General features: G+C 31.1%; 18 protein-coding genes. 14 read left to right on the top strand and 4 right to left on the bottom strand.

Annotation, left to right across the window (positions count from 1 at the left end):
* Nucleotides 1-15 precede the first annotated feature (15 nt).
* The 4 genes from napA to AJ888_RS01350 all read right to left on the bottom strand — a co-directional run bounded on the left by napA (nt 16) and on the right by AJ888_RS01350 (nt 6,457).
* Entirely contained in the window at nt 16-2,790 is a 2,775-nt protein-coding gene (gene napA, locus AJ888_RS01365; protein WP_002861425.1) for a periplasmic nitrate reductase subunit alpha, read from the bottom strand.
* 223 nt (nt 2,791-3,013) lie between these two features.
* Entirely contained in the window at nt 3,014-3,541 is a 528-nt protein-coding gene (gene tpx / locus AJ888_RS01360) for a thiol peroxidase (protein WP_002856712.1), read from the bottom strand.
* Between the two features lie 97 nt (nt 3,542-3,638).
* Nucleotides 3,639-4,379 (bottom strand): AcfC family adhesin PEB2, encoded by a 741-nt coding sequence (peb2, locus tag AJ888_RS01355; RefSeq protein ID WP_002861424.1) that lies wholly within the window; start codon nt 4,377-4,379, stop codon nt 3,639-3,641.
* A gap of 47 nt (nt 4,380-4,426) precedes the next feature.
* Entirely contained in the window at nt 4,427-6,457 is a 2,031-nt protein-coding gene (locus tag AJ888_RS01350) for an ATP-dependent helicase (protein ID WP_002861423.1), read from the bottom strand.
* Between the two features lie 128 nt (nt 6,458-6,585).
* On the opposite strand from AJ888_RS01350, the gene AJ888_RS01345 reads away from it, so the two are divergent.
* The 14 genes from AJ888_RS01345 to cysE all read left to right on the top strand — a co-directional run bounded on the left by AJ888_RS01345 (nt 6,586) and on the right by cysE (nt 20,818).
* Nucleotides 6,586-7,605, top strand: a complete 1,020-nt coding sequence (locus AJ888_RS01345; protein ID WP_002861422.1) for a hypothetical protein — start codon at nt 6,586-6,588, stop codon at nt 7,603-7,605.
* A 22-nt stretch (nt 7,606-7,627) separates the two neighbouring features.
* Nucleotides 7,628-10,240: a valine--tRNA ligase gene (locus tag AJ888_RS01340; protein ID WP_002861421.1), complete on the top strand. Its 2,613-nt coding sequence runs from the start codon at nt 7,628-7,630 to the stop codon at nt 10,238-10,240.
* A gap of 4 nt (nt 10,241-10,244) precedes the next feature.
* Nucleotides 10,245-11,255 (top strand): methionine ABC transporter ATP-binding protein, encoded by a 1,011-nt coding sequence (locus AJ888_RS01335; RefSeq protein WP_002861420.1) that lies wholly within the window; start codon nt 10,245-10,247, stop codon nt 11,253-11,255.
* Nucleotides 11,252-12,163 (top strand): methionine ABC transporter permease, encoded by a 912-nt coding sequence (locus tag AJ888_RS01330; RefSeq protein WP_002861419.1) that lies wholly within the window; start codon nt 11,252-11,254, stop codon nt 12,161-12,163. Before AJ888_RS01335 ends, AJ888_RS01330 begins: the two co-directional genes overlap by 4 nt.
* 191 nt (nt 12,164-12,354) lie before the next feature.
* A complete protein-coding gene (locus AJ888_RS01325) occupies nt 12,355-13,128 on the top strand; it encodes a MetQ/NlpA family ABC transporter substrate-binding protein (protein WP_002861418.1) in 774 nt (257 codons plus the stop codon).
* 47 nt (nt 13,129-13,175) lie between these two features.
* Entirely contained in the window at nt 13,176-13,946 is a 771-nt protein-coding gene (locus tag AJ888_RS01320; RefSeq protein WP_002861417.1) for a MetQ/NlpA family ABC transporter substrate-binding protein, read from the top strand.
* Nucleotides 13,947-13,959: 13 nt separating this feature from the next.
* Nucleotides 13,960-14,733, top strand: a complete 774-nt coding sequence (locus AJ888_RS01315; RefSeq protein WP_032603312.1) for a MetQ/NlpA family ABC transporter substrate-binding protein — start codon at nt 13,960-13,962, stop codon at nt 14,731-14,733.
* Nucleotides 14,734-14,816: 83 nt separating this feature from the next.
* Nucleotides 14,817-15,479 (top strand): flagellar basal body P-ring formation chaperone FlgA, encoded by a 663-nt coding sequence (flgA, locus tag AJ888_RS01310; RefSeq protein WP_002861415.1) that lies wholly within the window; start codon nt 14,817-14,819, stop codon nt 15,477-15,479.
* Nucleotides 15,476-16,039 (top strand): UbiX family flavin prenyltransferase, encoded by a 564-nt coding sequence (locus AJ888_RS01305; protein ID WP_002861414.1) that lies wholly within the window; start codon nt 15,476-15,478, stop codon nt 16,037-16,039. Before flgA ends, AJ888_RS01305 begins: the two co-directional genes overlap by 4 nt.
* A gap of 39 nt (nt 16,040-16,078) precedes the next feature.
* Nucleotides 16,079-16,555, top strand: a complete 477-nt coding sequence (gene coaD, locus AJ888_RS01300; protein ID WP_002852633.1) for a pantetheine-phosphate adenylyltransferase — start codon at nt 16,079-16,081, stop codon at nt 16,553-16,555.
* Entirely contained in the window at nt 16,546-17,124 is a 579-nt protein-coding gene (gene tmk / locus AJ888_RS01295; protein ID WP_002856897.1) for a dTMP kinase, read from the top strand. Before coaD ends, tmk begins: the two co-directional genes overlap by 10 nt.
* On the top strand, nt 17,121-18,347 hold the full coding sequence (hisS, locus tag AJ888_RS01290; RefSeq protein WP_002861413.1) for a histidine--tRNA ligase: 1,227 nt from the start codon (nt 17,121-17,123) through the stop codon (nt 18,345-18,347). The genes tmk and hisS overlap by 4 nt, the downstream gene beginning before the upstream one ends.
* Nucleotides 18,344-20,179 (top strand): biosynthetic arginine decarboxylase, encoded by a 1,836-nt coding sequence (gene speA, locus AJ888_RS01285; protein WP_032581867.1) that lies wholly within the window; start codon nt 18,344-18,346, stop codon nt 20,177-20,179. Before hisS ends, speA begins: the two co-directional genes overlap by 4 nt.
* Nucleotides 20,180-20,818 (top strand): serine O-acetyltransferase, encoded by a 639-nt coding sequence (cysE, locus tag AJ888_RS01280; protein WP_002861412.1) that lies wholly within the window; start codon nt 20,180-20,182, stop codon nt 20,816-20,818.
* The last annotated feature ends 82 nt before the right edge of the window (nt 20,819-20,900 follow it).

Raw genomic sequence — 20,900 nt, 5'->3', positions numbered from 1 at the left:
AATCAAAACCCTAAATTAAGCCTTATAAATTTTTACAGCACATTTTTTAAAGTCAGTTTGTTTTGAAAGCGGACAAGTCGCATCCAAAGTAACTTTATTGATATATACATTCTCATCAAACCATGGCACATACACAAGTCCTACAGGCGGTTTATTTCTTCCACGCATATCTACTCTTGCTTTTACTTTACCACGACGAGATTCCACCCAAACTAAATCACCTTGATTTAAGCCCAATTTCTCTCCATCTTTCTCACTCATATAGCAAAGCGCTTCAGGGACAGCACGGTAAAGCTCAGGCACACGCATAGTCATAGTTCCACTATGCCAATGCTCTAAAACCCTTCCTGTTGCAAGCCAGAATGGATACTCTTTACTTGGTCTTTCAGGTGCTTTCATAAATGGCCTAAAGAAAATTTTAGCCTTATTTTTAATACTGTGCTCTTTTTCATCTTTAGGAGCTATTAAATCCCCATTTGTAAGCATTTTGTTAAAATCACCATAAAAAGCAAAATCTGAATTTGGAGCCGCTTTTTTAGCATAATAATCAAATTTAGTATTAAATCTCCATTGTGTTTCCTTGCCATTAACCACAGGCCATCTTAAACCCCTTACTTTATGATAGGTATCAAAATCCGCTAAATCATGGCCGTGTCCTAAGCCAAATTTACGATATTCTTCCCAAAGGTATTTTTGAACGAAAAAGCCATAGCCTGTAAATTCTTTTCCATCACTGCCTTGAATTTTTCTCTCATCGCCTTTAACATCAGTATTATCAAAGCCTTTTGCGATAGCATCGTTTGGATTAAAGCTTTTTGCTTCTTTATTGGCAAATAGCACATCAAAAAGTGTATCATCTTCACTATAACCCATAGCTTTTGCCTCTTCTAAAACACTTGGTAAGGTAAGTTTATTATCCACTTTTTGCTCTTTCCAAACTTCTTTAAGCTTAAAGCGTTTTGCAAATTCTAAAATTTGCCAAGTATCACTCATGGCAGCACCTACAGGTAAGACTTGTTGTTTCCAATGTTGAGTTCTTCTTTCAGCATTACCATAAGCACCCCATTTTTCATAAATCATAGCACTTGGTAAAATAAGATCAGCTACTTTTGCTGAAATTCCAGGATAACAATCACTTACAACAATAAAATTATCCATTTCTCTTGCTGCTGCGATCCAGTGATTTGCATTTGCAGTATTTTGCCATGGATTATTCACTTGCACCCATGCAAATTTAATTTTTCCATCTTCTAAATCTCTCATGATGTTAAGATAAGGAGAGCCTGGTTTTGGGTTAATGGTCTTTGCAGGAACTTTCCAAATTTTTTCAGAAATTTCTCTGTGTTTTGGATTGGCTACAACCATATCTGCAGGCAAACGATGCGAGAAAGTTCCTACTTCCCTAGCTGTTCCACAGGCACTTGGCTGTCCTGTTAAAGAAAAGGCTCCACTACCTGGTTTAGCTTGCTTTCCTAGTAAAAAATGCACCATATAAGCTTGTTCATTTACCCAAGAACCTCTTGTATGTTGATTAAACCCCATAGTCCAAAAACTTACGACTTTACGATTTTTCTCTATGTAAAGATTAGCTAATTCTTGAAGTTTTTTCTTAAAATCTTCCAAAGACTCATTATCATCACCTTTGGCTACCTTTGCAGTGTATTCTAAAGTATAAGGGGCTAAACCTTTTTTAAATTCTTCAAAAGAAATTTCCCAGTTTTTATCAGCCACACCTTGATGTTTCATTTCAAATTTATCACCCGCTTTAACGCCAAGATAAGATAAAGAAGTAGCCTCTTCATCGTCTAAAGTGATTACATTTTCTTTTTCAACTGTATCTTTTTCACTTTCTTTAAATTTTGGATGATTTGGATTATTTCTCATACCATAACCAATATCAGCATAACCAGTTGCAAATACGCAGTGATCTTTGATAAATTTCATATCCATAGCCTCTGGATGATTATAAACAATCTCTCTTGCTATGTAGTTCCAAATAGCCAAATCTGTATTTGGTTTAAAAATAATTTCAATATCAGCAATATTTGAAGTACGGTTAGAAAAAGTGCTTAGATTAACAACTTTGACCTTATCAAGATTGCTTAGTTTTCTATCGCTTACTCTTGACCAAAGGATTGGGTGCATTTCAGCCATATTAGCCCCCCAAGTGATAATAGTATCTGTAAGTTCTATATCATCATAACAGCCTGATGGTTCATCTACACCAAAAGTTTGCATAAAACCAACCACTGCAGAGGCCATACAATGTCTTGCATTTGGATCAATATTATTTGTTCTAAAACCAGCTTTTGCAAGTTTTAAAGCAGCATAACCTTCTTGGATAGTGTATTGCCCACTACCAAAAATCCCTATACCTGTAACGCCGAGTTCATTGTAGGCTTTTTTAAATTGTTTTTCCATTTCATCAAAGGCTCTTTGCCAAGAAACTTGTTGAAATTTGCCTTTTTTATCAAATTCGCCTTTTTCATTCATGCGAAGTAAAGGCATAACAAGACGATCTTCACCATACATGATCTTAGCATTAAAATAACCTTTGATACAATTAAGTCCGCGATTTACAGGTGCTGCAGGATCACCTTTTGTTGCTACGATTTTGCCATCTTTTCTGGCTATCATAATTCCACAGCCAGTTCCACAAAATCTACAAACAGCCTTATCCCATTTCCAATCTTCTTCTTGCGCGCCAAGCATAGAGCTTGGAACACTAAGTCCTGCAACACTAGCAGCACTTGCAATAGCGGTATTTTTAATAAAATCCCTTCTATTCATCCTTATTCCTCCAAAATAAAAAAATCATCTTATTATAAAAAATGGAGTATAAAAATCTCTTGAAATTTTAATAAAAATAATAATTTTAAAGCTCTATTTTATAGGAGTTTTATTGTCCTTTTTATATTATTCTTACACAAAATAAATATTAAAAATAATCAACTTAAAATAATAAAAAAATGAAGATGTAAAAATTAAGCCCTAAGAATGGGCTTAATCAAAATTAATGGCAACCACAACCACCGCAGCAGCTAGAACCACCAAAAAATGCATCAAGTTTTGCAATATCTGGCATTTCTGTGATTTCATTTACAAGTTCCTTATATGCCACTTTACCCTCTTTAATCACAAATACGGCACGAGCTAAAAGCCCTTCTAAAGCACCTTCATTTATCAAAACACCATATTTTTCACCAAATTCTTTTGCCACAAAATCACTTGCAACACTTAAATTTTCAATACCTTCTGTACTGCAAAATCTTCCCATAGCAAAAGGTAAATCCATACTTACTACAATTACTTCAGCACCATTGTAGCTGGCTACTTTTTTATTAAATTCTCTAGCTTCTGTAGCACAAACTGGCGTATCTAAGCTTGGAACACTTAAAATGATTTGAGTTTTACCCGCTGCACCGATTTCAATCACGCTTAAATCTTTAGCTTTAAGATTTACCTTAGGAGCATCTGCTCCAACTTCTACTGAATTTCCTTTAAGTTTTACAGGATTTCCTTTAAAATTTACTGTACTCATTTAATTTCCTTTTTTGATATTTTAAACATTATTGCAATTAATGTTTTAGGAGTGATTATATCCTATAAACATTAATTATTTTTAATTTCACTGAAAATTATTTTACTTCTTTCCAAGTATATTTTTTCCACACTTTTTGAGCTTCCTTACTCTTAATAAAATCTACAAATTCTAAAGCTTTTTTATTTTCTAAACCTTTTTTTGTAGGAGCTATTTCAGCTGCACGATAAATCACTGCATTTTTATCTTTGATAAATAAAGCTTTATCATCGCCTAAAGCCTTTGCCCAATGAGACCAAATGATTAAAGCATCAATATTTGGATTGTTATTCCACTCATCTACAGCAGCTTTGGAATTTTTAGCATAAATTTTTATATTTTTACGTAATTTTACCAAATTTTCTCTTTTTACACTTTTTAAAGCCATATCTTCATAAAGTCCAACTTGTCCTGCACCATCAACCACCATAACATTTACGCCATCTTTTAAAATGTCTTCAAAATTTTTAATATTTTTTGGATTATTTGGACGCACGATAATACCTGATGGACGCATATTTAAAACGCTTAAATTTTCTAAACTTAAACTTGGAATTTTTTTAGCAAAATCATCCATCATTGAAGTATTGCCTGAAAAAATCAAATCTGCATTTTCTTTTGCTTTATCTATCCAAGCTGGAGTTGGACCTGCGGTTACAATCACCTTTTCTTTTGTTTTTTCTTCAAATTTTAAAGCAAGCTCTTTTAGTACAGGAGCAGGACCACCTGGACCATAAACTAAAATTTCAGCATTTAAAAAACTTGCTGCTACTAAACTTAAAATTAATATTTTTTTCATAAAATAAACCTTTCTTTATAATATAACTTACTTGAAAGGAAATTTTATCAATCTATAGTTAACTCTCCCTTGCAAAGCCCTGCTTCTATAAGAAAACGAGAAGGAGCGAAAGAAGTTTTTTTGTTTTTATCGTATTTAGCATAGCTTAAATAAAGTATATTTTTTGCCCTAGTTACTGCAACATAAAAAAGTCTTCTTTCTTCTTCTAAGCTTCCACCCATTCCCATAAGCTTTTGATTAGGAAAACGACCTTGTGCAAGATCGATCACAAAAACAAGATCAAATTCCAAACCCTTGCTTGCATGCACGCTAAGCAAATTAACTCCTTTGCCACTACTCATTTCGCTTGCACCTAAAGTTAGAAAATTATAATACTTGTAAATATCGCTATAATTTTTTGTAAGCTCTTTTAAGACATTGAATTTTGTTTCTATTTTTTCTAAATTTTCACTCTTTCTTAATAAATCTACCTGTCCTGCTTTATTTGTCGCTCTTTTGGTTGCAAGTTCTTCACAAATTTCTCTATAAAAAGAATTTTCGCAAATTAAATTTACCAAAGCCAAAGAGTGTTTTATTTCCATAGCTTTTTTTAAAAAAAGATAGATTTTTTCCAAATTTCTAGCACACAAATCATTGATTTTTGAAAGTCTTAAAATAGGATGTGCATCAAATTCACTCTCAAATTTAAAACGAGTTTCGCTGGCTAATTCTTCTAAATCCGCAAAAAGTCCAAGTTGATAATTTCTTTTTTGATGATTTTGCAAATTTACATTTTTATCAGGATCTAAAAAACCTTTTATTAAACTTCCATGCCCTAATTTTAAAAGTGCGTCAAAAATTTCTTTTGCTAAAACTCCACCCACACCTTTGGTATATTGAACCAAATGAATAAAAGCCATAATATCTTTAGGGTTTACCACAAGTGCAAGCATAGAGCTAAAAGCTTTAACTTCCAAACTTTCAAAAAAACTTCCACTTCCCTTTCTCACACTTGCAATACCCTGCTCCCTTAAAGCTACTTCAACCCCATCAGCACTTGAGTTGTTACGAAAAATCACGGCAATTTCTTCCAAACTTACTCCGCTTGTAAGTATCATTTTGGCTATATTTTGATACTGATCAAATAATTCTTCAAAAGTAAGCAAAGATGGGGCTTTAAACTCATCATTTCTTGTAACAATAAGTTCTTTTGGATATAATCTTTCGTTATTTAAAATCACTTTATTGGCCAAAGCTAAAATACTTCTTGATGAACGGTAGTTTTTATTTAAAGAAAAAATTTTTGCATCTTTAAAACGATCTTTAAACCCACCTATGATATTAATATCCGCTCCATTAAAAGCATAAATACTTTGATCATAATCCCCTACGCAAAACAAACTTTTACTATGAAAAGCCTCTATTAAGGAACTTTGCAAAGTGTTTGTGTCTTGATATTCATCTACTAAAATTTCATCAAATTCATATTTTTCTTCTTTTAAAAGCTCTTTTAGATTGATAAGTAAGTCATTAAAATCTACATAATTAAAACGCTTTTTTTCATTATCATATTCTTTTAAAATATCTTCATAAATTTCAGCATAAATACTTTGATCTTCGTAGTTTTGACAAAACCAAGTATAAAAATCTTGATTGTGTGCTTTGTTTTGAAACAAAGAATAAAGATCATATAAATAACTTGATTGATAAGGTTTTATATCACTTAAATGCCTAAAAGTTCTTTTTTCATAGACACTTTTAAGTAGAGTTTTTAACTCGCTTGCTTGCTTTAAAATTATATTTTTATCCGCATTTCTAAGTAAGGTATAAGCCGTACTATGAAAAGTTCCTGCAAGTATTTTACTGGTAATATTTTTATCAAAAAATTTCCCTAAACGCCCTATCATTTCTTTGCTGGCTTTGTTTGTGAAAGTTAAAAGCATGATTTTTTGCGGTGCCACTCCCTTGCTTAAAAGATAAGAAATTCTTGCAACAATAGTAGAAGTTTTTCCCGTCCCTGCACTTGCAATAACAAGATTGTGTCCAAAATCAGCAGTAGCAGCAAGATATTGTTCATTATTTAATTTTGAAAGTGGCATTATTTTCCTTATAAAAGTTAAAATTATAAAAAAAAATTACTTAAAAATATAAAAATTTAAAATTACTTTATATTAGATTATAGTACAATGCTAAAATTATTTAACTTTCTGTTTTTAAGGGATAGCAAATGAATTTGAAAATTTTTTCTATTATTGTTGGCATATTAATTGCTATTATTGTGATATTAGGTGGAACCTATTATTATCTTTTTGAATATTCAAAACCAAAGAATTACACCTTAAACACCAACACTTACACCGAGCAAAAATCGTATACTAATAACTACGATAATTCCTATTCGCCCTCGATCCAAACCAACAATAGTTCATCAGATATAAATATTAATAACAATACCATCCAAAAGCAAGAAACAAACCCATTAGATGAAAATCAAAGCTTAAATAACAATACATTTAATACGCCAATAAGCGAAAACAATCAAAGCTTAAATAATGACACCAATACAAGTAATAATATTAATACAAATGAAAATAAGCAAATTTTAGATACGGATAAAGAAAAATTAAAACAAGAAAATAAACAAGCCAAAATAGAAGCTCTTAAAAAAGAAATCAGCAAACAACAAAAGATCTTAGAAAGAGAGAGAGCCGTAAAAAAAGAACTTCAATCAAACAAGTCAAACAAAAATAAATATCTAAATACCGCTAGAGAGTATCTAAGCATAGGAAAAAACAGTCGTTTAGAACCTGAACTTAGTACAGAAAATATGAAAGTTTATATTTTAGATGGAAAATTTTTAAGCCAATATAGAATCAATCTGTTAAAAGATATGCTAAGCGTTATACAAGATAATGCAAAAGATTATTATCTAAGTATTTTTGTTAAAATGCTACCAAAAGGGGAAATGAAATTAACTATCTATAACAAAGAAATTATCTTTTCAGATATGAAAAAAGCTTATAAATATATTAGCTTAGATAGATTAAGCCCATATTTAAACAATCCAAAAGAATTAAATGAACATGTAGCACGTGAAGAAATTTTAGAAAGACTTAAACTTCAAATTAAAAAAGATGGCAAAGGAAGTGATTTTTCTAAACATATCAAAAGTTTGAAAACTGGACTTAATACAGCACAATATTTCTTCCCGTTTTGTGAAATTATAGAAATTAGCTCTATCAAATAAGCTAAAACAATAAAGGCAAATAATGTATGATAAAAATTTAGAAAAAGAGTATTATCAAATTTGCGAAGAACGCGGATATTTTGAGATCGATGGCAATAAAACCATACAAGAAAAAGATAAAAATTTCTGCATTATGATGCCTCCTCCTAATGTCACTGGAGTTTTACACATAGGACATGCTTTAACTTTTACTCTACAAGACATTATGACGCGTTACAAAAGAATGGATGGCTATAAGGTTCTTTATCAACCAGGGCTTGATCACGCAGGTATTGCTACTCAAAATGTTGTAGAAAAACAACTTCTTGCTCAAGGCATTAAAAAAGAAGAACTAGGTAGAGAAAAATTTATAGAAAAAGTCTGGGAGTGGAAAGAGCAAAGCGGTGGAAAAATTTTAGACCAAATGAGAACACTAGGTATCACTCCTGCATGGAGTCGCTTGCGTTTTACTATGGATGAAGGTTTGGTTAATGCCGTAAAAAAAGCCTTTGTAGAACTTTATGATAAAAGACTTATTGTACGTGGAAACTACATGATAAATTGGTGTACTCACGATGGCGCTTTAAGTGATATAGAAGTTGAATACAAAGAAAACAAAGGAAAACTTTATCATATTAAATACTTTTTAAAAGATAGCGATGAATTTTTAGTAGTAGCCACAACGCGTCCTGAAACTTTTTTTGGCGATACTGCAGTTATGGTACATCCTGACGATGAACGCTATACTAAATTTGTGGGCAAAGAAGTGATTTTGCCTATAAGTAAAAAAGCCATTAAAATTATAGCTGATGAGCATGTAGAAAAAGAATTTGGAACAGGAGTTGTAAAAGTTACTCCCGCTCATGACATGAACGATTATGAAGTAGGACTTAGACATAATTTAGAATTTATAAGCGTTTTTAATGAAAAAGGAATTTTAAACGAACATTGTTTAGAGTTTCAAGGTTTAGAACGCTTAGAAGCAAGAGAAAAAATCGTAGCCAAACTTGAAAGTCTTGGCTTTATAGAAAAAATAGAAGAACATAATAATCAGGTAGGATATTGTTATCGTTGCAACAATGTAGTTGAACCTTATATCTCCAAGCAATGGTTTGTAAAAAAAGAAATCGCCCAAGAAAGTATAGAAAAAGTTGCGCTTGGAGAAAGTAAATTTTATCCAAATCACTGGATAAATAGCTTTAATGCTTGGATGAAAGATTTAAGAGATTGGTGTATTTCAAGACAACTTTGGTGGGGGCATCAAATTCCTGTGTATTATTGCGAATGCTCTCATGAATGGGCAAGCCAACATACGCCTAAAACTTGTCCAAAATGTCAAAGTCAAAATTTCAAACAAGATGAAGATGTACTTGATACTTGGTTTTCTTCAGGACTTTGGGCTATGAGTACTCTAGGCTGGGGGAATGAAAATTGGGGTAAAGATAAAATTTGGTCTGAAAAGGATTTAAAAGATTTTTATCCCAATTCTTTACTCATTACAGGTTTTGATATTTTATTTTTCTGGGTGGCTAGAATGATGTTTCAAAGCACTAATGCCTTACATCAACTTCCTTTTAAAGATATTTATTTACACGCTCTTGTGAAAGACGAGCAAGGTAGAAAAATGAGTAAAAGTCTTGGAAATGTCATCGATCCAAATGAAAGTATTAAAGAATATAGTGCCGATATTTTACGCTTTACTTTAGCACTTCTTGCTATACAAGGACGCGATATTAAACTTAGCAATGATAAACTTTTACAAGTTAGAAATTTTACAAATAAAATTTATAATGCTACAAATTATCTGCTTTTAAATGAAAGTAAATTTGAAGATTTGGAAAATATCACACTTCATTCAGAATTAGCAAAATATATTTATGCCAAATTTCAAACTTGTGTTAAGGATGTAAGAGAAAATTTAGACAATTATCGCTTTAATGATGCAGCCAATACTCTATATAAATTCTTTTGGGATGATTTTTGCGATTGGGGTATAGAGCTTAGCAAAGCAGAAAAATCAAGCGTTAAAGAACTTGGTAGTATTTTCAAAGAAGCTTTAAAGCTCTTAAATCCTTTTATGCCTTTTATCAGTGAATATTTATATCATAAACTAAGCGATACAGAACTTAAAACAAGCCCTTCTATTATGATAAGCAAATATCCAAAATTTAAAGAACAAGATAAAAATATAGAAAAAATCTTTTCTTTACTTATAGAAAGCATAGTTGGTATCCGCCGTGCTAAAAGTTTAATCGATCTTGGAAATTCTAAAATAGAAAAAGCTTATATCAAATTTAACGATAAAAAAATCAAAAATGAAATCAAAGCTTATATGAATTTTATCATGATGCTCGCAAAGTGCGAGCAAATAGAATTTAGTGAAGAAAAATTACCAAAGGCAATATGTGATGTTAGCGAGAATTTAGAAATTTTCATTACGCTTGAAAATGTTGATTTAAGTGGTATTTTAACAAGACTTGAAAATCAAAAAAATAAGCTTGAAAAAGAAAGTTTCAAGCTTAACTCCATGCTTTCAAATGAAAAATTCATCGCTAACGCACCTAAAGAGGTGGTGGAGCAAAATAAAGAAGTTCTAGAAAATTTAAAAATTCAACTTGAAAAAATATCAGTTGAACTTCAAAATCTAAGAGGTTAAAAATTTGATAAAAATAAAAAATTTAAAAAAATATTATGGTAAGGAACTCGTGATAAACGATGTTTCTTTGGAGATTAAAAAGGGTGAAATTTACGCTATAGTTGGTCATAGTGGAGCTGGAAAATCCACTCTTTTAAGATGTATTAATGGACTTGAGAATTATCAAGAAGGAAGCTTAAAAGTCTTTGATCAAGAAATTAAAGATTTAAGTCAAAAAAAATCAAAAGAGCTAAGAGTGCTTAGAAAAGATATAGGGATGATTTTTCAAAATTTTGCCCTAATGGAGCGCAAAAATGTATTTGAAAATGTTGCTATGCCTTTAAGAACACACTATACTCAGTGTAAATTTCATGCCAAGCTTTTTAATAAAGAATACATGAGCGAAAAAGAAATTGCCCAAAAAGTCAATTCTTTGCTTGAAATCGTAGGACTTGATCATAAAAACAAATCCTACCCAAGAGAACTAAGCGGGGGGCAAAAACAACGCGTTGCTATTGCTAGAGCCTTAGCTTTAAACCCAAAAATTTTACTTAGCGATGAAGCTACTTCGGCTCTTGATCCAAACACTACAAAAAATATTTTAGAGCTTATATCTAAAATCAATACTGAATTTGGGATTACTGTTGTTTTAGTAACTCACGAAATGGATGTGGTAAAAGACATGGCTCAAAAAGCTTTATTGCTTGAACATGGACAAATCATAGGAAGCGGAGCAATTGATGAGCTTTTTTTAAGACCTAATGACAAAATGAAAGAATTTTTAGGAGAAAGTGATTTCTTACCTGAACACGGACTTAATATCAAACTTTACTTTCCAAAAGAAGTTGCCCAAAATAGCGTCATCACTCATATGGCAAGAACTCTAAATATAGACTTTAACATAGTTTGGGGCAAAATAGAAAAACTGAATGGAAAAGCCTTAGGAAATTTAGTTATAAATATAAATGAAAAGGATAAAGACAAGGTTCTTGATTACATAGAAAAAAGTGGAGTATTATGGGAGGTGGCATCATGAATGAAGAAAACATCTCTATCATCAGTGCTTTTTTTAGTAGAATTTCTCAATTTTTTAATGAATTTTCTTGGCAGGATATTAAAGAAGTGAGTTTAAGTTCTATTACAAGTTTCAGTGAAAATTATGAAAACATTTTAAAACCTGCGCTTAATGAAACAATTTATATGAGTTTAATGGCTGTACTATTCGGATTTTTACTGGCTATCATTCCTGGAATTTTACTTGCTATTTGGGATAAAAACGGAATTAAAGAAAATAAAATCGCTTATAGTATTTTAGATTTTATTACAAATATACTGCGTGCCTTTCCATTTTTAATTCTTATAGTTGTTCTTTTACCGCTTTCTAAAATCATAGTAGGCACAAGCATAGGCACAAATGCTGCCATAGTTCCTTTAGCTATCGGAATAGCTCCTTATTTGGCAAAGATGCTTGAAAGCGCTTTTAAAGAAATAGACAAAGGAATCATAGAAGCAGCAAAAAGTTATGGTGCTAGCAATATTCAAATTATATTCAAGGTTATCTTTAGTGAAGCTCTTCCTGCTATAATTAGTGGAATTACCCTAACTTTGATCTTTACCATTGGTTTTTCTGCTCTTGCTGGAACTGTCGGTGGTGGAGGTTTGGGAGATGTCGCTATTCGCTATGGTTATGAAAGATTTAACAAAGAAGTTATGATTCAAACTGTAGTTATTTTACTTATATTAGTTCAGTTAGTTCAAATTCTAGGTAATTTATTTTATACTTGGGCTAAAAATAGTAAAACTACATATATCATTGCCACTCTATTGATTTTACTTGGAGTTAGCATAGTTATCAATATAAACAATGATGAAAATTTCTTTTGGCAAGTAATTGTTTTTATCTTATTTTTAGGAAGTTTGCTTTATAAAGGTTTCAAAAAATAAGGAGATCATATCTCCTTTTAAGATAAATATAAGTTTTTTTAAGTAAAATTTAAACAAAAAATTAAAGGAATTAAAATGATGTATCAGATGCGTTAATCTGACTATCAACAAGTTTTTATATGCTTCTTCCTGATAGTCAGAGTGAATTTATTAAGATTAAAGCAAGCACAAAATGACTAAAAAGGAAAAAAATGAAAATCAAATCTTTATTTATAGCAAGTATTTTAACATTAAGTCTTAATGCAAATGCATTAGAAACCATCACAGTTGCAGCAACCCCTGTCCCTCATGCTGAAATCCTAGAACAAACAAAACCTGATCTAGAAAAACAAGGCTATAAACTTGAAATCAAAGAATTTACAGATTATGTTTTACCTAATCTAGCTGTTGATAATGGAGAAGCCGATGCAAATTTTTTCCAACATACTCCTTATTTGGAAGAATTTAATAAAAACAAAGGCACCAAACTTATCAAAGTAGCTGCCATACACATAGAACCTATGGCTGTTTACTCCAAGAAATATAAAAGTCTAGATGATATTAAAGAAGGGGTTAAAATCGCCATTCCAAATGATCCAACCAATGAAAGTAGAGCTTTAGATATTATTGCAAAAAAAGGTTTGGTAAAATTTAAAGATAAGGCTTTAAAAACACCTCTTGATATTATAGACAATCCTAAAAAAATTAAATTTGTAGAATTAAAGCCCGCACAACTTCCAAGAGCTTTGGATGATGTTGATTTTGCTGTAATTAATTCCAACTACGCTCTCTCTGCAAATCTAAATCCTGCAAAAGATAGCGTATTTATCGAAGATAAAGAAAGCCCGTATGCAAACATTCTTGTTGTAAGAGTGGGACATGAAAACGATCCAAAAATCAAAGCCTTAATCCAAGCTCTACAAAGTGATAAAATCAAACAATTTATCATAGAAAAATACAACGGATCTGTTTTACCTGCTTTTTAATTTTGTCCCTTACCTAGGGACTTTTTTTTAAATACAAAGGAGTTTTTATGAATTTATTTAAAATTATTATACTCGCTTGCATTCTAAATTTATCTAGCCTATTTGCACAAAACATTACTATAGGAGCCACTCCAAATCCTTTTGGTAGCTTACTAGAACTAATGAAAGATGATTTTAAAAACAAAGGGTATGAGCTTAAAATAGTAGAATTTTCAGATTATATTTTGCCCAATCGTGCATTAGAGGAAAAAGAACTTGATGCAAATTTATATCAACACAAACCTTTTTTAGAAGAATACAACCTAAAAAAAGGTTCAAATTTAATTGCAACAACGCCTGTACTTATAGCTCCAGTAGGAGTTTATAGTAAAAAAATCAAAAATTTAGAAAATCTTAAAGAAGGTGCTAGAGTTGCTATACCTAATGATGCGACCAATGAAAGCAGAGCTTTAGAGCTTTTAGAGAAAGCAAAATTAATAGAGCTTAACAAAAATACTCTAAAAACCCCATTGGACATAAACAAAAATCCAAAAAAACTTAAATTTATAGAACTTAAAGCCGCACAACTTCCAAGAGCTTTAGATGATGTTGATATTGCTATAATTAATTCTAATTTCGCACTTGGAGCCGACCTGAATCCAAGTAAAGATACTATTTTTAGGGAAGATAAAAATAGCCCTTATGTAAATTATGTTGTGGTACGCTCAGAAGATAAAAATAGCGAAAAAACCAAAGTAATTGATGAAATTTTAAGAAGCGATAAATTTAAAGCCATCATTAATGAACATTATAAAGATATATTAATCCCAGCTTTTTAGGAGTATAGCATGAATATTAAAAAAAATATTTTTAAGTGTTTTATTTACAATTAGCCTTAGTTTTGGGGCAGATAAAACCATAATCATAGGTGCAACACCAACGCCTTATGCTGAAATTTTAAATTTCTCTAAACCCTTATTTCAAGAAAAAGGTTGGAAGTTAATAGTTAAGGAATTTAATGACTATAATATACCTAATATCGCTTTAAATGAGAAAGATTTAGATGCAAATTTATATCAGCATAAACCTTTTTTAGATGATTTTAATACCCACAAAGGAACAAATTTAAGTTCTTTAGGTGCTATTGTTTTAGTTCCTATGGCTATATATTCTAACTCCATAAAAGATATAAAAGACATTCCTAATGGTGCTAAAATCGCTATACCTAATGATGCTACCAATGAAAGCAGAGCTCTTGATTTACTAGCTAAAGCAAATTTAATAGAATTTAAAAGTCAAAATACCCTTAAAACCCCTATTGACATAAGTAAAAATCCAAAAAATCTTAAATTTATAGAGCTTAAAGCCGCGCAACTTCCAAGAGCCCTAAATGATACTGATTTGGCTGTTATTACCACAAACTATGCTCTTGGAGCAGGTTTAAACCCTTTAAAAGATGGTATTTTTATAGAAGATAAAGATAGTTTATATGCTATTGTTTTAGCTACAAGAAAAGGTGAAGAAACAAGTCAAAAAAGTCTTGTTATTAAAGAAATTTTAACAAGCAATAAAATTAAAAATTTTATCATAGAAAAATACAAAGGCTCTGTTATCCCTACTTTTTAACTCTATACAAAGCCTTCTAAAGGCTTTGTTAAACTTATAAAAGCTAAAATACTATTTATTGCATTATAATTCTTAGGATAAAAATGAAAATTATTTTTTTAACTTTTTTTATTGTGATAAATTATATCCAAGCAGCTAGTTTAGAAGAAATCAAAACAGCACTAACTAAAGAATTTAGAAATAATTTTCCTAAAATTATAATTTCTCAAATTGATTTAAAAATAACATCACTGCCTAAAGATTTTGATCAATATGAATTTCTAAGAATCGCTAATGGACGTTTTAATCAAGCACAAGGCTTTTTAAGGGCTGAATTTAAAACTCCGCAAAATATACAAAAAAATGTATTTTTTAGATATTTCATTCAAGCAAATTTAGAAGTTTTGAAAAGCGAACGCGCTATAAAAAGAGGAGATAAACTTGGAGCTTTTGACTATAAAAGCGTATTGATTGATTTTGATAAAGTTCCTTTAAATGCCTTAACCTTAGATGATGTAGATAATCTTGTAGCTAAAAGCAATATTAACAAAAACGCTATTTTAAGAGCAAATATGTTTAAAACCACAGCTTTAATACGCCGAAATGATCCTATAATAGGGGTTTTAAGCGAAGCAAATGTTGATGTTTTAATCGAACTTGTGGCTTTGCAAAGTGCAAATATGGGCGAAAGGATTCGTGCAAAAAACAAAGAAGGTAAAGTTATGCAAGGCATCGTAGTGGGTAAAAATAGGATGATTATACAATGAAGGTTTTATTAGGAATTTCTGGTTCAAGCAGTGTCAATTTAGGCTTAAAATTATTAAAAAATTTAGAAAATCAATGCGAACTTTATTGTATTTTAACTCAAGGTGCAAAACTTAGTTTCAAAGCTGAAAATGAAGCAAATTTAGAAGAAATTTGTCAAGAAAATTTTAAATATACTCATTTTTTAGATGATAAAAATTTAAGTCTAAGTGTAGCAAGTGGATCTTTTGGAATAGAAAAAACTATCATTGCTCCTTGTTCGATTTCAAGTTTAGCAAAAATTCACGCTGGTTTTGCAGACACTCTTTTAATGCGTGCTGCAGCAGTAGCCCTAAAAGAAAGAAAAAAACTCATCTTAGGAGTACGTGAAATGCCTTTTTCTACTTTAAATTTAGAACATATGTTAAAACTTAGCCAAATAGGAGTTATCATCGCACCTCCTATTATCGCAAGCTATTCTAAAGCAAACAATCTAGAGCAAATGGAAAATTTTATCGTAGGCAAATGGTTAGATCTTTTAGAAATAAAACACAATTTATATGAAAAATGGCAAAATTTTTAGTTTAAATTTGTTATATTTTTAAAAAAAATTGGAGCAAAAATGACTTGTTTATATCCTGGGACTTTTGATCCTATTACCAACGGGCATTTAGATGTTATAAAACGGGCTTTAAAAATTTTTGATGAAGTCATCGTTGCCATAGCAAAAAGTGAACATAAAAAACCTTGCTATGATTTAGAAAAACGCAAAGAACTAGCCCTGCTTGCAACACAAAATTTAAAAAATGTTAAAATCATTGCTTTTGATAATTTGCTTGTAGATTTAGCCAAAGAATTAAAAGTTAATACTATAATCCGTGGACTTAGAGCAGTGAGTGATTTTGAATACGAATTGCAAATTGGCTATGCAAATCACGCACTTTGGGAAGATATGGAAACCATTTATCTTATGCCAAGTCTAAAACATGCTTTTATTTCAAGTTCTATTGTTCGCTCTATAGTAGCACATGGAGGCGATGTAAGTTCTCTTGTTCCAAAAGAAATTCTACCTTTTTTAAAGGATCAATCTTGTATGTAGTTTTTGAAGGTATTGACTGCGTAGGAAAAAGTACGCAAATTTCACTTTTAAAAGAAATTTACAAAGACGCCATTTTCACACTCGAACCTGGCGGAACAGAACTTGGAAAACATTTAAGAGAAATTTTACTTAATAAAACTCATCCTATTAACAAAAGAGCTGAACTCTTGCTTTTTTTAGCTGATCGTGCTCAACATTTTGAAGAAATCTTAAAAATCAATCAAAACAAACTCATTATTAGCGATAGAAGTTTTATTTCAGGCATGGCTTATGCCAAAGATTTTGAAAACGATTTGCTTTTTGCTTTAAATAGTTTTGCTTTAGAAAATTTTTTTCCACAAAAAATTATCTTTTTAAAAGGAGATGCAAACCTTATCCAAGAACGCCTCAGTCAAAAAGAACTAGATAGCATAGAAAAACGTGGCATTGAGTATTTTTTAAGTGTGCAAGATAAACTCGAAAAAGTGCTTCATTTTTTAAAAGAAAAAATTTCTATAGAAATTTTAACACTTGACGCAAAAGAAAGTAAAGAAAAATTACACCAACAAATAAAGGAATTTTTACAATGATTAACGCTTTAAAAGGAATGAAAGATTTATTAGATAAAGATGCATATTGTTATGAAAAAGTGATTAAAACCTGCGAAGAAGTAGCTAAAAACTATGGCTTTACTTTTATCAATACACCGCATTTAGAACTTTACACCCTTTTTAAAAGAAGCGTAGGAGAAAGTTCTGATATAGTAGGCAAAGAAATGTATGAATTTATCGATAAAGGCGAAAATCATGTTTGCATGCGTCCTGAAGGAACTGCTGGGGTGGTGCGTGCCTATATAGAAAAAAAACTCGATAAAAACACTAGTGTGAAAAGATGGTTTTATCATGGTTCTATGTTCCGCTATGAAAGACCCCAAAAGGGACGCTTAAGAGAATTTCATCAATTTGGCGTTGAAAGTTTTGGAAACGCAAGCGTTTATGAAGATGCAAGTATTATTTTAATGTTAGTAGAAATTTTTTCACGCTTGGATATTAAATTTAAATTACTGATTAACTCTTTAGGCTGTTTAAAATGTATGCCAAAATATCGTGAAAATTTAATACATTTTTTAGATAGCAAAGAAGGTTTTTGCGAGGATTGTTTGCGTAGAAAAAACTTAAATCCTATTCGTGTTTTAGACTGTAAAAATGAACATTGCCAAAGCTTACTTAACGATGCTCCGCTTTTAAATCAAAATTTATGCTCATCTTGTCAAAAAGACTTTGAAATTTTACAAAGCGTTTTAAAAGAAAATGGAGTGGATTTTGAAGTGGATTCTAAGCTTGTTAGAGGGCTTGATTACTACTCTAAAACGGCTTTTGAATTCATTAGCGATGAAATTGGTGCAAAAGCTGCTATTGCTGGGGGCGGAAGATATGATAGACTTATTGAATATCTTGATGGAAAAAGTGGTTTTGGTGTAGGTTTTGCCATGGGTATAGAAAGAATTATAGCCATTTTAGAACAAAAAGAAGAAAAAGTCCAAAGAGAAGGAATTTATCTTTGTGCTATGGATGAAATTTATATCCAAAAACTTTTGCATATCGCTACAAATTTAAGAAAAGAACATAAAGTGCTTTTAAGCTATGAAGCAAGAAAACTAGCTAAACATCTCGAAAACGCGGATAAAAATAATGCTGAAATTTTTCTTTGTATGGGAGAAAATGAAGCACAAAATGAAAGTTTGTTTTATAAAAATTTAGCAAAAAAAGAAGAAAAAATGATTAAAATTTCAGACTTAAAGAAGGTTTTATGATGGATTATGGTATTGATATTTGGGGAAATGAAAATTTTATTATCAAAAATGGTAAAGTTTGTATCAATCACGAAAAAAAGCCCGCTATTATTGATATAGTTAAAGAATTAAGAGATGATGGATACAAGGGGCCTTTACTTTTAAGATTTCCTCATCTTATCCAAAAACAAATTGAAAATATTTACGGAAATTTCAATAAAGCAAGAAAGGAATTTGGCTATAAAGGAGGATTTAACGCTGTTTATCCTTTAAAGGTAAATCAATACCCTGGTTTTGTAAAAAATCTTGTAAAGCTTGGAAAAGACTATAACTACGGACTTGAAGCAGGCTCTAAAGCAGAGCTTTTACTCGCTATGGCTTATAATAATGAAGGTGCACCTATTACAGTAAATGGCTTTAAAGATAGAGAACTTATCAATATAGGCTTTATCGCAGCTGAAATGGGACATAATATCACTTTAACCATAGAAGGACTTAATGAACTTGAAGCTATCATAGACATAGCCAAAGAACGCTTTAAACCTAAACCAAATATAGGCTTACGCGTGCGTTTGCATTCTGCTGGAGTTGGAATTTGGGCAAAAAGTGGTGGGATTAATTCTAAATTTGGACTTACATCCACTGAACTTATAGAAGCGGTAAATTTACTCAAAGAAAACAAACTTTTAGAACAATTTACCATGATTCACTTTCATCTAGGCTCACAAATTACCGAGATTCATCCCTTGAAAAAAGCCTTAAATGAAGCAGGAAATATTTACACAGAACTTAGAAAAATGGGAGCTAAAAATCTAAAAGCTATCAATCTTGGTGGCGGTTTAGCTGTGGAATACTCACAATTTAAAAATGAAAAAAGTAGAAATTACACCCTAAGAGAATACGCTAACGATGTAGTTTTTATCCTAAAAAACATAGCCGAACAAAAAAAAGATTTAGAGCCTGATATTTTCATAGAAAGTGGACGTTTTGTAGCAGCCAATCACGCTGTTTTAATCGCTCCTGTATTAGAACTTTTTTCTCAAGAATACGCAGAAAACAAACTCATACTTAAAAAACAAAATCCAAAACTTATCGATGAGCTTTACGATCTTTATAAAAGCATAAAACCTTCCAATGCTTTAGAATACTTGCACGATAGCATAGATCATTTAGAGAGTATTTTAACTCTTTTTGATTTGGGCTATGTGGATTTGCAAGATCGTTCCAATGCTGAAATTTTAACTCATTTGATTACAAAAAAAGCTATCTTGCTTTTAGGCGATAAGCAAAATCCTGCGGATTTACTTGCCATACAAGATGAAGTGCAAGAAAGGTATTTGGTAAATTTTTCGCTCTTTCAAAGCATACCTGATTTTTGGGGCTTAGAACAAAATTTCCCCATCATGCCACTTGATCGCTTAGATGAAGAACCGACTCGAAGTGCGAGCATTTGGGATATAACCTGCGATAGCGATGGAGAAATTTCATACTCTAAAGATCAACCTTTATTTTTACACGATGTAGATGTAGAAAAAGAAAATTATTTTCTAGGGTTTTTTCTTGTAGGTGCCTATCAAGAAGTACTTGGAATGAAACACAATCTTTTTACTCATCCCACTGAAGCTATTATAAGTATCAATGAAAAAGGCTATGAAGTTGAGGGGATTATAGAAGCACAATCCATACTTGATGCCTTAGAAGATTTAGACTATGATATACACGCTATCATGGATATACTTAATGAACGCATAAGTAATTCTAAGCTTGTAAATGACAAGCAAAAAAAGCATATTTTAGGGGAACTTTATCTTTTCTTAAATGATAATGGTTATTTAAAAAGCATAGGAGTTTAGATGAATTTTTGGGGTATTATAAAAGAAGATTTTTCTCAGCCAAAGGCACAAGATCCAGCTTTTAATTCTTGTATAGAACTTTTTTTTAATTACCCTGGAGTATGGGCTGTAGTAAATTACCGCTTTGCACATTTTTTTTACATAAGAAATTTTAAACGCATTGCTAGAATGATTAGCGGAATTTCACAATTCTTAACTGGGGTAGATTTGCACCCTGGAGCAGAACTTGGAAGGCGTATTTTTATAGATCATGCCAATGGAGTGGTTATAGGTCAAACAGCAATTATAGAAGATGATGTTTTAATTTATCAAGGCGTTACTTTAGGTGGAACAAGCCTTGAAAAAGGTACTAAACGCCATCCAACCATAAAAAAAGGAGTGATCATAGGCTCAGGCGCAAAAGTGCTTGGCAATATCACCATAGGAGAAAATGCCAAAATAGGCTCAAATGCTGTAGTGGTTAAAGATATAGGTGCAAATTTAACTGCCGTTGGAATTCCTGCTTATATTATCGAAGAGCGTAAAAATAAAAACATTAGAGCCATAGATGCAAATTGCGATGACAAACTAGAAAAGTTAGAAAAGAAAATTTTAGAACTTGAAAATCTTATATTAAAACAACCTAAATCACAAAAATAATAATTTTTATAATACATAAAATTATATGTATTATTATGCGTATTAATTTTTCCTAAAAATTAATACAAATTTTCACATTTAT

It is taken from the genome of Campylobacter sp. BCW_6467 (assembly GCF_001762855.1).
GTDB lineage: Bacteria > Campylobacterota > Campylobacteria > Campylobacterales > Campylobacteraceae > Campylobacter_D > Campylobacter_D jejuni.
Note: the sequence above shows the minus strand (reverse complement) of the source record. Positions and strands in the feature narration are given on the sequence as shown.

Excerpts from the sequence above, each read along its gene's own strand:
- coaD (WP_002852633.1), top strand. The coding sequence starts at position 16,079 with ATGACTTGTTTATATCCTGGGACTTTTGATCCTATTACCAACGGGCAT.
- AJ888_RS01305 (WP_002861414.1), top strand. The coding sequence starts at position 15,476 with ATGAAGGTTTTATTAGGAATTTCTGGTTCAAGCAGTGTCAATTTAGGC.
- hisS (WP_002861413.1), top strand. The coding sequence starts at position 17,121 with ATGATTAACGCTTTAAAAGGAATGAAAGATTTATTAGATAAAGATGCA.
- AJ888_RS01320 (WP_002861417.1), top strand. The coding sequence starts at position 13,176 with ATGAATTTATTTAAAATTATTATACTCGCTTGCATTCTAAATTTATCT.
- AJ888_RS01330 (WP_002861419.1), top strand. The coding sequence starts at position 11,252 with ATGAATGAAGAAAACATCTCTATCATCAGTGCTTTTTTTAGTAGAATT.
- peb2 (WP_002861424.1), bottom strand. The coding sequence starts at position 4,379 with ATGAAAAAAATATTAATTTTAAGTTTAGTAGCAGCAAGTTTTTTAAAT.
- AJ888_RS01345 (WP_002861422.1), top strand. The coding sequence starts at position 6,586 with ATGAATTTGAAAATTTTTTCTATTATTGTTGGCATATTAATTGCTATT.
- cysE (WP_002861412.1), top strand. The coding sequence starts at position 20,180 with ATGAATTTTTGGGGTATTATAAAAGAAGATTTTTCTCAGCCAAAGGCA.
- AJ888_RS01350 (WP_002861423.1), bottom strand. The coding sequence starts at position 6,457 with ATGCCACTTTCAAAATTAAATAATGAACAATATCTTGCTGCTACTGCT.
- flgA (WP_002861415.1), top strand. The coding sequence starts at position 14,817 with ATGAAAATTATTTTTTTAACTTTTTTTATTGTGATAAATTATATCCAA.
- speA (WP_032581867.1), top strand. The coding sequence starts at position 18,344 with ATGATGGATTATGGTATTGATATTTGGGGAAATGAAAATTTTATTATC.
- AJ888_RS01325 (WP_002861418.1), top strand. The coding sequence starts at position 12,355 with ATGAAAATCAAATCTTTATTTATAGCAAGTATTTTAACATTAAGTCTT.
- AJ888_RS01340 (WP_002861421.1), top strand. The coding sequence starts at position 7,628 with ATGTATGATAAAAATTTAGAAAAAGAGTATTATCAAATTTGCGAAGAA.
- tpx (WP_002856712.1), bottom strand. The coding sequence starts at position 3,541 with ATGAGTACAGTAAATTTTAAAGGAAATCCTGTAAAACTTAAAGGAAAT.
- napA (WP_002861425.1), bottom strand. The coding sequence starts at position 2,790 with ATGAATAGAAGGGATTTTATTAAAAATACCGCTATTGCAAGTGCTGCT.